This window comes from Faecalimonas umbilicata (assembly GCF_042846195.1).
Taxonomy (GTDB): Bacteria; Bacillota; Clostridia; order Lachnospirales; family Lachnospiraceae; genus Faecalimonas; species Faecalimonas umbilicata.
This window is the reverse complement of record NZ_AP031411.1, coordinates 1,404,300-1,416,798: the sequence shown is the minus strand read 5'-3', so window position 1 is coordinate 1,416,798 and position 12,499 is coordinate 1,404,300. Positions and strand designations below refer to the sequence as shown.

At 45.3% G+C, this 12,499-nt stretch carries 11 protein-coding genes; 1 reads left to right on the top strand and 10 read right to left on the bottom strand.

All coding sequences use genetic code 11. The features are described from left to right. Positions 1-5: 5 nt before the first annotated feature. The 10 genes from rbfA to gpr form a co-directional block, all read right to left on the bottom strand. The gene (rbfA, locus tag ACGG81_RS06700) at positions 6-365 is read right to left on the bottom strand and encodes a 30S ribosome-binding factor RbfA (protein WP_008975822.1); all 360 of its coding nucleotides are present in this window, start codon (positions 363-365) and stop codon (positions 6-8) included. Between the two features lie 126 nt (positions 366-491). Then, positions 492-3,059, bottom strand: a complete 2,568-nt coding sequence (gene infB, locus ACGG81_RS06695) for a translation initiation factor IF-2 (RefSeq protein WP_390110283.1) — start codon at positions 3,057-3,059, stop codon at positions 492-494. A 14-nt stretch (positions 3,060-3,073) separates the two neighbouring features. Further along, positions 3,074-3,403 (bottom strand): L7Ae/L30e/S12e/Gadd45 family ribosomal protein, encoded by a 330-nt coding sequence (locus tag ACGG81_RS06690; protein WP_390110281.1) that lies wholly within the window; start codon positions 3,401-3,403, stop codon positions 3,074-3,076. Further along, positions 3,384-3,662, bottom strand: a complete 279-nt coding sequence (gene rnpM, locus ACGG81_RS06685) for an RNase P modulator RnpM (protein ID WP_009261744.1) — start codon at positions 3,660-3,662, stop codon at positions 3,384-3,386. The genes ACGG81_RS06690 and rnpM overlap by 20 nt, the downstream gene beginning before the upstream one ends. Positions 3,663-3,677: 15 nt before the next feature. Further along, positions 3,678-4,811, bottom strand: coding sequence for a transcription termination factor NusA (gene nusA / locus ACGG81_RS06680; RefSeq protein ID WP_008975826.1), 1,134 nt, complete (start codon positions 4,809-4,811; stop codon positions 3,678-3,680). A gap of 20 nt (positions 4,812-4,831) precedes the next feature. Beyond that, the gene (rimP, locus tag ACGG81_RS06675; RefSeq protein WP_009261743.1) at positions 4,832-5,299 is read right to left on the bottom strand and encodes a ribosome maturation factor RimP; all 468 of its coding nucleotides are present in this window, start codon (positions 5,297-5,299) and stop codon (positions 4,832-4,834) included. 162 nt (positions 5,300-5,461) lie between these two features. After that, a complete protein-coding gene (locus ACGG81_RS06670; RefSeq protein WP_120105671.1) occupies positions 5,462-7,702 on the bottom strand; it encodes a DNA topoisomerase (ATP-hydrolyzing) subunit A in 2,241 nt (746 codons plus the stop codon). 16 nt (positions 7,703-7,718) lie between these two features. Further along, positions 7,719-9,641 carry a type IIA DNA topoisomerase subunit B gene (locus ACGG81_RS06665; protein ID WP_008975829.1) on the bottom strand — a complete coding sequence of 641 codons (1,923 nt, stop codon included), beginning with the start codon at positions 9,639-9,641 and terminating at the stop codon, positions 7,719-7,721. A 114-nt stretch (positions 9,642-9,755) separates the two neighbouring features. Further along, positions 9,756-10,910, bottom strand: a complete 1,155-nt coding sequence (locus ACGG81_RS06660; protein ID WP_270196602.1) for a stage II sporulation protein P — start codon at positions 10,908-10,910, stop codon at positions 9,756-9,758. 123 nt (positions 10,911-11,033) lie between these two features. Beyond that, positions 11,034-12,002: a GPR endopeptidase gene (gpr, locus tag ACGG81_RS06655; RefSeq protein ID WP_009261740.1), complete on the bottom strand. Its 969-nt coding sequence runs from the start codon at positions 12,000-12,002 to the stop codon at positions 11,034-11,036. A 189-nt stretch (positions 12,003-12,191) separates the two neighbouring features. On the opposite strand from gpr, the gene rpsT reads away from it, so the two are divergent. Beyond that, positions 12,192-12,455 carry a 30S ribosomal protein S20 gene (gene rpsT, locus ACGG81_RS06650; RefSeq protein WP_009261739.1) on the top strand — a complete coding sequence of 88 codons (264 nt, stop codon included), beginning with the start codon at positions 12,192-12,194 and terminating at the stop codon, positions 12,453-12,455. The last annotated feature ends 44 nt before the right edge of the window (positions 12,456-12,499 follow it).

Below are 12,499 nucleotides of genomic sequence, written 5' to 3'. Positions count from 1 at the left end.
TCCCTCTATTTGATATCCTTTGTCACTTCGTCGATTTTCTTAGACATGCTCACGCCATATTCAATGGACTGATCCAGAACAAATTTGACTTCCGGCGTATTTCTCATATTGAGACGATGTGCCAACTCTCTGCGGATGTATCCTTCTGCGCTCTGAAGTCCTGCAACAGTATCCTGCTGTGCCTTCTCATCCCCAAGAACGCTGATATAAGCTTTACATGTCTTCAGATCCGGTGCTACTTCCACAGCAACAACCGATGTCATCGGTGCCACTCTAGGATCTTTGATCCCGTCACGAAGGATACTGCTTAATTCTCTCTGTACTTCCATGTTGACTCTTGTATTCTTAATACTGTTCTTTCTCATCGTTGTTCTCCTTTCCATGCTTAGATGTGCCGGAAACTGCGATTTCCAGACTATATCTCTCGGACATTGATCAACCTCCTTAGTCTGAAAATGCAGTTTCCTCAACTTCTCTATCTTATTTTTTGCCTATCTTGGCACTTCTACCATCTTGAATGCTTCAACCTGGTCTTCTTCTTTGACATCGTTAAACTTCTCAAATACAAGACCACATTCATATCCGGCTCTAACTTCCTTGACATCATCTTTGAAACGTTTCAGCGAAGCAAGAGCACCCTCGAAGATCACAACACCATCTCTCGATACTCTGACAGAACATCCTCTCTCAAATGTACCATCAAGCACATAGGAACCTGCGATTGTTCCAACACCAGATGCCTTGAATGTCTGGCGTACTTCCGCATGTCCGAGCACTTTCTCCTCAAATACCGGATCCAGCATTCCCTTCATCGCTGCCTGCACATCTTCGATCGCATCGTAAATGACACGGTACAGACGAAGATCAACACCTTCGCGCTCAGCGATTTCTTTTGCAGTCGCATCCGGACGGACATTAAATCCGATGATGATCGCATTGGATGCGGATGCAAGATTGACATCAGATTCATTGATCGCACCGACACCGCCGTGGATGATCTTAATGACAACTTCCTCGTTAGACAGCTTCAGAAGACTCTGTTTTACCGCCTCCACAGATCCCTGTACATCGGCTTTTACAATGATTCCAAGTTCTTTTAAGTTTCCTGCCTGGATCTGGCTGAACAGATCGTCTAAGGACATTCTTGATTTTGTCTCTTCAAGCATTCTCACACGGTTCTGAGAGATAAATGTCTCTGCAAAGCTTCTTGCTTCTTTATCAGACTCACATCCAACAAAGATCTCACCAGCATTTGGAACATCATTTAATCCGAGGATCTCCACCGGCATAGACGGTCCTGCTTCTTTGACACGTCTTCCTTTGTCATCCATCATCGCTCTTACTTTCCCGTATGCAGAGCCTGCTGCGATCGGATCTCCTACATGAAGTGTTCCTTTCTGCACAAGAACTGTTGCCACAGAACCTTTTCCTTTGTCAAGCTGCGCTTCGATGACAATTCCTCTTGCACGGCGATTCGGATTAGCCTTCAGCTCAGATACTTCTGCTGTCAGAAGAATCATCTCCAGCAGTTCATCGATTCCTTCATGTGTATGTGCAGATACCGGAACAAAGATTGTGCTTCCGCCCCAGTCTTCTGCGATCAAGCCGTATTCTGTCAATTCTTGTTTGACTCTCTCTACATTTGCACTTGGCTTATCAATCTTATTTACTGCAACGATGATCTCGATGCCTGCCGCTTTCGCATGGTTGATCGCTTCTACCGTCTGCGGCATCACACCGTCATCCGCTGCAACAACAAGGATCGCGATATCTGTTGAGCTCGCTCCACGCATACGCATCGCTGTAAATGCTTCATGTCCCGGTGTATCAAGGAATGTAATGTTCTCTCCATTGATCGTTGCCACATATGCACCGATGTGCTGTGTAATTCCACCCGCTTCACGATCGATCACATTTGTGTTACGGATCGCATCGAGAAGAGAAGTCTTTCCATGGTCTACATGTCCCATGACACATACAACCGGAGGACGTTTCACCATTGTGCTTTCATCCTCTTCGTCTTCTTTTAATAATTCCTCGATCACATCGACAACTTCTTCTTTTTCCACAAGGCATTCAAATTCCATTGCGATCTCTTCGGCAGTGTCAAAGTCTACTTCCTGGTTCACTGTCACGATCTTGCCCTGCATGAATAATTTTTTGACAATTACCGATGGCTGGATCTTCATCTTATCTGCAAGTTCCTGAATAGTAAGTGTCTCTGGAATTGTGATCATTTTGATCTTTTCTTCCTCTTTTTCCACTGGCTTTGGCTGTGGTTTTACCGGCTGTGACATCGGTTTTTGTTTCTTCCCTTTTGGAAGTCTTTCTTCTCTGTCGTCATCCCGGTAATCTTTCTTTTTATAGTTCTCTTTGCCCTTCTGGCGCTGTGGTTTCTGCTCCGGAACAATTGGTGCAGGAATGGACGGAGAAGTTCCTCTTCCATTCTCCTGTCTTCTGTCATCTCTTCTTCCGTTATTTCTTCTGTTGTCCTGTCCGCGGTCATCTCTTCTTCCCTGACCGGAGAATCCGCCTTTCTGACCCTGGCGTTCTCCTCTTCCATCCGGACGATTGTCTCCACGGTTATTGTAGTTTCTGTTCTCACCACGATTCTCCCCGGAGCGCTCTCCTCTGTTAAACGGACGGTTTCCGGAACGTTCTCCTCTGTTATCGCCATTTCTGGATCCTTGATTATTGTTGTTTCCACGGCTGTTTGTGCCATTTCCGGAACGGTAATTGTTGTTCTGACGATCCTTTTGTCCTGTAGCGCTTCCTCTCTGATTATTGCCGCCATTGTTCGATCTTTGTCCGCCCTGACGCTTTCCATTCTGTGTGTTCTGCGGACGGAATACCTGCACGATATTTTTCCTTTTTGGTGTCTCCTCGGACGATGCTTCCTTCTTTCCTCCAAAAGCATCTTTCACCATGTTTTCCTGTTCATCTGTAAGGGAACTCATGTGGCTTTTCACCTCTACTTTCTTCTCTTGTAAAAAATCTAAAATTTCTTTGTTTGACTTGTTTAACTCTTTTGCCAGTTCATGTACCCGGACTTTTGTCATACGCTCTACCTCCTCTATGCCATTGTCTGCCTCTCATCCTCTATCTGCTTCTTAATTCCCTTTGCAAATCCTGCATCCAGCACGGCAAGCGATGCCCGGAATTCTTTTCCCATTGCATGCCCCAACGTATCTTTATCCTTATAAAAATAAATTGGTACTTCATAGAAATCACACATGTTCTGAAATTTCTTTTTTGTATTGTCAGAAGCATCCTCTGCCACAATGACAAGTTCTGCTCTTCCTGACTTTGTCTCTTTCTCTGTTGAAAACTCTCCGCTTACTGTCTTTCCCGCCTTGGTCGCCAGACTGATCAGCCAAAGTGCTTTACTTTGTTTCAATCGCATCCATCTCCTCTTTTAAATGTTCATATACCTCTGCCGGAATGGATTGTTTGAAAGATCTCTCAAGCCCTCTGTTTTTCACTGCCTTTTCCAGACATTCCCGTGAAAAGCAAAGGTATGCCCCGCGACCGTTTTTCTTGCCGGTCGCATCCAGAATGAATTCGTTTTCTGACGTTTTCAGTACGCGCATCATCTCTTTTTTACTTTTCATTTCACCACATCCTACGCACTTCCGCATAGGAATCTTCTTTACGCTGCCCAAACAATCACTCCGTTTCTATTCTTCATCTGCCAGATAGTCCTCTGTCTGCTCCGGCTCATCCACTTCTGCTGCTTCCATCGCCATATCCATATAGTTTTCCGGAAGATCTCCTGCCTCAATGGCCTGTGTCTCGCTCTTAATGTCAATCTTATAGCCAGTCAGACGCGCTGCAAGTCTTGCGTTCTGCCCTTCTTTTCCGATTGCAAGAGAAAGCTGGTAATCTGGAACGATCACACTTGCTGTCTTCTCATCCGGATCTGCCATAACAGAAATAACTTTTGCCGGGCTTAATGCATTCTCAATTAAGATTGCCGGATTCTCACTCCAGTTGATGATATCGATCTTCTCCCCGCGCAGTTCGTTGACAATCGCATTGACTCTTGCACCGTTCATTCCGACGCATGCTCCAACTGGATCAACATCTGGATCATTGGACCATACGGCGATCTTTGTACGAGAACCTGCTTCTCTGGAAATACTCTTGATCTCTACTGTTCCGTCTTTGACTTCTGCCACTTCTGACTCAAACAGACGCTTTACAAGTTCTGGATGTGTACGAGAAACTAAGATCTTCGGTCCTTTTGTCGTATTCTTTACTTCTACCACGTACAGTTTGATACGCTCTGTCGGCTTAAATACCTCTCCTTTGACCTGTTCATTCTCTGTCAGCATCGCATCTGCCTTACCAAGGTTAATACTTACATTTTTGCCAACATATCTCTGAACGATACCTGTAACGATATCTTTTTCTTTTTCAAAATACTGGTCATAAACCACTTTTCTTTCTTCCTCGCGGATTTTCTGGAGGATCAGGTTTTTTGCATTCTGTGTGGCGATTCTTCCGAATTCCTTTGATTCTACCGGAATCTGGACAATGTCGCCAAGTTCAAATTTTGAATCGATCATCTTTGCATCTGCAAGGCTGATCTCCATCACCTCATCTTCTACTTCCTCCACAACGACTTTCTCCGCAAATACGGAATAATCGCATGTCTCCCTGTTCATGATGATCTTAATGTTATCTGCTTTTCCAAAATGGTTCTTGCAGGCATTCATCAATGAATTCTCAATTGCATCTAACATGGTCTCTTTGCTGATGTCTTTTTCCTCTTCTAAGATCGTCAGCGCTTCTAATAACTCAGTGTTCATTTCTATTTCCTCCTAACTGTTTAAAAATCAAGTGCAAGACGGATCAATGCGATCTCGCTTCTCTCAAATGTCTTCGGTTCACCATCTTCATATTCGATAGTGACAGTGTCTTTGTCATACGATTTTAAAATACCGGTAAATTCCTTCTGTCTGTCGATCGCACGGTACGTTCTGATCTCCACTTCTTCTCCCAGACTGCGTTTAAAATCTTTCTCTTTCTTTAGCGGTCTTCCAAGTCCCGGAGAGCTGACTTCAAAAATATAAGTATCCTCGATATAATCCTCCCGGTCCAGAATCTCTGAAAATGCACGGCTGACTACTTCACAGTCATCTACTGCAATTCCTCCCGGTTTATCGATATAAGCGCGCAGGTACCAGTTGCTTCCTTCCTTTACATACTCCACATCTACCAGTTCAAATCCATTGCCCTCCACGATCGGCAGAATCAGTTCTTCTGTTTTCTGTTCATATACTTCTCTTTTTGACAAATCATCTCTTCCTTTCTGTTCTTGTTCTTTCGTCTCTGACAAATCTGCATGATACAAAGAAGAGTGGACGTCTTGCCCACTCTTCTGTCAGTTACATATCAATCTATTAAAGAGCATAGCACAACTCTCTGGGAAAAGCAAGCGCTTTTTGCCGCTTTCGCTTTATAATCGTGTCTTCGTCCCTTTTCCATCCCGCTTATTTAACTTGAGCCGGTTTAAGGAAACTTCTTTTTCCTGATAACTTCCCTTTGTGTCAACCCCGTCGGTAAACAGATAAATCTGCTCAATCCGATCACTCTTTTGCAGCTTCATTCCGCGCACACCGACTGCGCCTTTTTTCTTCTCCGGCACCTCCGCAAGAAGAAACCGCAGGAAATATCCTCCTTCCGTCTGAAGCACGATATTCTGCTCTTCCAAAACCTTTATAATCGCAACGACTTCGTCCTCTTCCTGAAGCTTCGTTGCCGCAGTCGTCCGCTTTGATACAAGAAACTCTTCTCCGGCCACTTGTTTTAGCATACTTTGCCTTGTCACAAATAGCAGTTTCGCATCTTTTAATTCTTCTTCCGCACAGAGATATACGATCTCTTCCTGCGCACTGTCGTAGTTCCCCAGATTATCGATCGGAACACTCTTATCTCGAAACTTTCCATATGGAATATCCGAGACTTTTACCTGATGCATCTTTCCGGTATTCGTAAAAATACAAACTTTTCCAGTATTTTTACAAGGAACGATGTGCTTGTTCTCGCTGTCTGCGGCTTCTTTATTCCGCTCATACGTTGCTACATCCACAGTCTTTGCATATCCGAAGCGATCCAGAAGCAGGATCACATCCTGTTCTTCCACCTTGTTCTCTTCATAGATTGCCTCTTTTCCATTCTCGATCACAGTGCGGCGTTCTCTTGCATAAGCCTTTTTGTATCCTTCTAATTCGTCAATGATCACATTTGTCATCGAATCATAATTGTTCAGGATATCTTCATACTTTTCAATGTTTTTCAACGTCTCTTCATGTTCCTTCATGAGCGCTTCGATTTCCAGACCGATCAATTTATAGAGGCGCATCTCCAGAATCGCCGTTGCCTGCTTCTCGGTAAAACACAGTTTTGCTGCCTTTTTCTTGGATGCCGCTGTCTTAAACGTAATATTCTCCACAGTTCCGTGGATCAGGCATTCCTTCGCATCTTTGATCGACTTGCTGCCTCTTAAGATCTCAATGATCAAGTCAATGACGTCACACGCCTTGATCAGACCTTCCTGAATCTCTTTTTTCGCAAGTTCTTTTGCAAGCAATGTCTTATATTTTCTCGTCATCAGTTCAAACTGAAAATCTACGTGGTGTTCGATGATCTGACGGAGCCCCATCGTCTCCGGTCTTCCATCGGCAACTGCAAGCATGTTCACCCCAAACGTATCTTCCAGACGCGTCTTCTTATAGAGCATGTTTTTCAGGTTTTCAATATCCGCATCTTTTTTCAGTTCGAGAACAATACGGATCCCTTCTTTAGAAGACTGATTCGAGATGTCTACGATATCATTTGTCTTCTTTGCCTCCACCAGTGCACAGACATCGTTCAAAAACTTTCCGATCCCTGCGCCGATCATCGTATAAGGAATCTCAGAGATGACCAGACGTTTCTTTCCGCCTTTTCCATTCTCTACCTCTACTTTTCCGCGAAGTTTGATCTTTCCTGTACCGGTCTCATAGATGGATGGCAGATCATCTTTGTTGACTACGATGCCCCCGGTCGGGAAATCCGGCCCCTTCAGATATGTCAGAAGTTCTTCCGTTGTGATCTCATTGTTCCTCATGTATGCCTTTACTGCATCGATCACCTCACCCAGGTTATGTGTCGGGATACTCGTGGCCATACCGACTGCGATTCCCTCCGCACCATTGACAAGGAGGTTCGGAATTCTGACCGGAAGCACTTCCGGCTCTTTTTCTGTCTCGTCAAAATTTGGCACAAAATCTACAATGTCTTTATCAAGATCTGCCAGATACGCTTCCTGCGTGATCTTGGCCAGACGGCTCTCCGTATAACGCATCGCCGCAGCGCCGTCCCCTTCTATCGACCCGAAATTCCCGTGACCGTCTACCAGCACCATTCCCTTTTTAAAATCCTGCGCCATAACAACCAGCGCCTCATAGATGGAACTGTCACCGTGTGGGTGGTATTTACCCATCGTATCTCCGACGATACGGGCACACTTTCTGTATGGTCTGTCATATCTGATCCCAAGTTCATACATATCATAGAGCGTTCTTCTCTGTACCGGCTTTAAACCATCCCGGACATCCGGCAGTGCTCTTGCTATGATGACACTCATCGCATAATCAATGTAAGACTTCTTCATCACATCCGAATACTCGGTTCTTATCACTTGCTGCTCGTTCATATTTTACCTCACCTAACTATATATCCAGTTCTGCCTCTGCCGCATTCTCATAGATAAATGCACGTCTCGGCGGAACATCACTTCCCATCAGCATCTCTGTCACACTAGATGCCATTCTCGCATCTTCAATCTCTACCAATTTTAACATTCTTGTCTCCGGATTCAATGTGGTCTCCCAAAGCTGTTCTGCATCCATCTCCCCGAGACCTTTGTACCTCTGCAGAGTAAACGGGCCGGTCTGACGCTTCCGGTACTGTTCGAGTGCCTTATCGTCATACAGATACTCTTCCTCACCCTTCTTCGGCATCGCCTTGTAAAGCGGCGGCATCGCAATATAGACATGTCCCTCAAAGATCAACTCCGGCATAAAGCGATAGAATAAGGTCAGAAGCAATGTAGAAATATGCGCTCCGTCCACATCTGCATCTGCCATGATAATGATCTTATCATAGCGGAGCTTACTGATGTCAAAATCATTCCCATATCCTTCTGAAAACCCACACCCAAACGCATTGATCATCGTCTTGATCTCCGCATTTGCCAGCACTTTATCAATGCTTGCCTTCTCCACATTCAAAATCTTTCCACGGATCGGCAAGATCGCCTGATACATCCGGTCACGCGCCGTCTTTGCGGATCCTCCCGCCGAATCTCCCTCAACGATAAAGATCTCACACTTTGATGCATCACGGCTCTCACAGTTTGCAAGCTTTCCGTTGCTGTCAAACGAATATTTTTGCTTCGTCAGCAGATTCGTTTTTGCACGTTCTTCTGTCTTGCGGATCTTCGCCGCTTTCTCTGCACAGCCGATTACCTTCTTCAACGTCTCAAGATTTCGGTCAAAGTAGCGAACAATCTCTTCCCCGGTCACCTTTCCCGTAGCTTTGGATGCATCTGGATTGTCAAGCTTCGTCTTCGTCTGTCCTTCAAATCTAGGATCCGGATGCTTTACCGAGACGATCGCCGTCATCCCGTTTCGAATATCCGCTCCGGTAAAATTGGAATCTTTCTCTTTTAAAATCCCAAGCTCCCTCGCATATTGGTTGATAACTGTAGTAAACGTCGTCTTAAATCCAGTCAGGTGCGTACCGCCCTCCGCATTGTAAATGTTATTACAGAAACCAAGCACATTTTCATGGAACTCATTGACATACTGAAATGCCACTTCCACCTCGATGCCTTCTGCTTCCCCTTTAAAATAGACTGGCTCATGGATGACCTCTTTCTTCTGGTTCATATCTTTGATAAAACCGATGATCCCATCCGGCTCATGAAACTCAATATGTTCTGTCTGCTCTCGTCTCCGATCCTCAAAGATAATCGTCAGTTCCGGATTCAGATACGCCGTTTCATGCAGACGACTCTTCACCTCATCTGCCTTAAACTTTGTCTTCTCAAAAATCTCTCCATCCGGCAAAAAATTCACAAGTGTACCGGTCTTTCTCGTCTTTGCGATCACCGGGAGAAGGCCGTCTTCCAGCTCTACGACCGGAATCCCCCGCTCATACCGGTCATGGTGTACCCCGCCGTCCCGGCTGATCTTCACATCCATATATTCTGACAACGCATTGACTACGGAAGATCCGACACCATGGAGTCCACCGCTTGTCTTGTAAGCCGAATCATCAAACTTTCCTCCCGCATGCAAGGTCGTGTAGACAAGCCTCGCTGCAGAAATTCCCTTCTGGTGCATGCCGACTGGAACTCCTCGTCCATTGTCCTCCACCGTAGCCGAACCGTCTTTTTCTAAAAAAACACTGATCTTATTACAGAATCCGGCGAGATGTTCATCCACCGCATTATCCACAATCTCATAGATCAGATGATTCAGTCCCTTTGTAGACACACTTCCTATATACATTCCCGGACGCTTCCGGACCGCCTCCAGCCCTTCGAGCACCGAAATACTATCTGCATCATATGTATTTTTCTTAGCCATTTACCCCTGTCCTTTCACGTTCTTTATCAAAGCTTCACACATTCTACCACAAATGTTCAGGATTTTCAACTTTATTTTCGAACAGCTGTTCTTTCTACTTCTAAACTCCTGTTTTTATGGATTTTCCACAATCACTTTCTGAAGTGTCACTGCAAGCAGTTCCATCGCATTTCTCATTTCCTCTACCGTGTTTGTCTGCGCCCCTGCCTCAATTAAAAGCGACTTCGGGCGCATGTGCAGACTGTAGCGGTACCCACGGAGAAAAATCCTCCTTGTAAATCCAGGATACATCTGTTCTGCCGCCAGCTTCATTTGAAGTGAAAATGCCAGATTGTCCTGTATGTATGGGTTTGGAAGGTATGCGATATCTCCGTTATCCTTTGTCCGGCTCAACCCATTAAAAAACATAATCTGCGCAGTCGGTTTTCCATTTACTTCTGTCACCAGATGCGTATCCTCGCCCACACCGTCCCGGTGAAGATCGATCACAACTTCGATACTTGGATGCTCTTCAAGGATTGGCCGCACTCCCGCCTCCGCATACTCATATGCTGCGCTCCGGTCCAACTGTCCATTGATCAGATCGTAGACACCCGGATGGTGGATCGTCGGAATCCCAAGTGCATTTAACCGCTCTGCAAGAAGCTTCCCCATCCCGACGATCGTTGTGTCTGTATCTCCCTCCACGGAATCGATGAAAGCTTCCTGCGAATGCGTATGGAAAATAAGAATTTTGGGTGCATCTCCCTGCTTTTCAATCTTCATGCTCCTTGACAGGAGGTCATCCGCATTCAACTGATCCGGTCCAATCATAGTCGCACTGTCCACCGTATAAAAATTGCTGAGCAGATAATCAAAATCCCGCAGCTTCTCTATAGACATCTCCGGGGGAACCTGAGCCATCTTGGGCGGCTCCTCTACCGTTACCGCTTTCTCTGGATTCACCAGTTTTCCATCTGCCCCCACTTCATTTTCATCCTCCGCCTGCTTTTTCAGGATCATCTCGTACGTTTCTTCATCCTCCAGCGATGCCCGATAAACTTTCTGGCGCCGCAGATATCCACCGGCAGGCAAAATCTGCATCGCCTGCTTTGCGATCCACTCCCCCGGAGCAAGAACAGGTTCCGCTTTTAAATAGGAGAGAGAAGGCAGGTATCGCTCCTCTGCCCTCTTCTGCACACTTTTTGCCACTGTCTTTTTATCAAAAACTGTCCCCATATTTTGCAAAATACATAAAAACACAAGAAAGACTGCGATCTTTCCAGTCATACTTCCTGTCTCTGTCAGCTTCCATCTCTTTTTCACGCATCCACTTCCCCACTATTTTCTGCTGCTCTTGTCCATCCTGCCACAATCGCCCTGCCTTTAAACTATATGAGCCAAACAAAAAATTTATGAGGCTGTCCCTTCCGAAAACAAGATATTTAACGCCTCCGAGATTGTAAAACTCACCCGCTTGATAGTGTCATCAATATTTTTTGGTGTCATATACATCCCGTTCAGATGCGGAGCGATCAGCTCCCGGATCAGTTCCTGCTTCTCTGCCTCGTTGTAACTGCGCAGCGTCTCCCCTACACTTTTGAGCAGTTCAGAAGACTCCAGCGCTACGATGAAGTTTTCCATCGTATCATTGACGATCGTCACCGCATCTACCACAGTCGGAACACCGATCCCGATCACCTTGACACCCAACGTCTCACTGTTCAATGCCAGCCTGTGGTTTCCCACACCAGATCCCGGACAGATTCCGGTATCTGTAATCTGAATCGTCCGGTTTAATCTTTTACTGTTTCTCGCCGCAAGCGCATCGATCGCCACAACAAAATCCGGCTCCGTTTCCTCCACAACCCCCTTCACAATCTCCAGCGTCTCCATTCCAGTCTGCCCCGTAACCCCGGGCACTACAGCACTGACAAGATATACTTGATCTTTTCCCATCGCATATTTCCCATATTCTTTTACGATGTGCCGTGTGACATGCAGATGATCTGCCACATAAGGTCCGAGTGCATCCGGTGTCACCTCGCGGTTTCCAAGCCCTACCACGAGGACAGATACTTCCTCCTTTCGTTCCGGTACGAGTTCTTTGATATCCTCTGCCAGCTTTTTTGAAATTTCCCTGTGATAATCTTCATCCGGCACAGCCATATTCGGCGCCTCGATAGTCAGATATGTGCCGACTGGCTTTCCCATCATCTTCGCTCCATTCTCTGTCTCAACAACGACACGGGTCGTCCGGATCTCTCTCTCCTCGTCGTAAGTCTCTTCCACACTCACACCCGGAATCTCCACATGATCCGACACAAACCGTTCCCTTGTCTCCAGCGCCAAGTCCGTACGAATATTATAATTTTCCAACATTACATTCTTCCCCTCATTTCCACTCTGTTTTTTAATAGTTTTTACAAAAAAATGGGAAATATGTATTGACAGAACAGATTCTATCCATTAAACTAAATAAGTGTGTTCGACAGAACGTCCGTGTCCGAATCTGCCGAATTACCCTAACGAATAGAAAATAAAAAAATCACATATTTGGAGGTGTACGATTTGGCTAACATTAAATCTGCAAAAAAAAGAATTTTAGTAAACGAAACAAAAGCTGCTAGAAATAAAGCAATTAAATCAAAAGTAAAAACTTACGTGAAAAAAGTAGAGACTGCTGTTGCTCACAGCGACAAAGCTGCTGCTGAAGAAGCTTTAAAAGCTGCTATCGTTGAGATCAACAAAGCTGGTTCTAAAGGTGTTTACCACAAGAACACTTGCGCTAGAAAAGTTTCTCGTTTAACAAAAGCTGTTAACGGAATTGCTTAATTAGAAAGCTTAATCAAATAGAAATAAAAAGAAGTAATCATACC

Bases quoted from the DNA above. Each gene is read 5' to 3' on its own strand.
- rbfA (WP_008975822.1), bottom strand. From the start codon at position 365: ATGAGAAAGAACAGTATTAAGAATACAAGAGTCAACATGGAAGTACAG.
- infB (WP_390110283.1), bottom strand. From the start codon at position 3,059: ATGACAAAAGTCCGGGTACATGAACTGGCAAAAGAGTTAAACAAGTCA.
- ACGG81_RS06690 (WP_390110281.1), bottom strand. From the start codon at position 3,403: ATGCGATTGAAACAAAGTAAAGCACTTTGGCTGATCAGTCTGGCGACC.
- nusA (WP_008975826.1), bottom strand. From the start codon at position 4,811: ATGAACACTGAGTTATTAGAAGCGCTGACGATCTTAGAAGAGGAAAAA.
- ACGG81_RS06670 (WP_120105671.1), bottom strand. From the start codon at position 7,702: ATGAACGAGCAGCAAGTGATAAGAACCGAGTATTCGGATGTGATGAAG.
- ACGG81_RS06665 (WP_008975829.1), bottom strand. From the start codon at position 9,641: ATGGCTAAGAAAAATACATATGATGCAGATAGTATTTCGGTGCTCGAA.
- ACGG81_RS06660 (WP_270196602.1), bottom strand. From the start codon at position 10,910: ATGACTGGAAAGATCGCAGTCTTTCTTGTGTTTTTATGTATTTTGCAA.
- gpr (WP_009261740.1), bottom strand. From the start codon at position 12,002: ATGTTGGAAAATTATAATATTCGTACGGACTTGGCGCTGGAGACAAGG.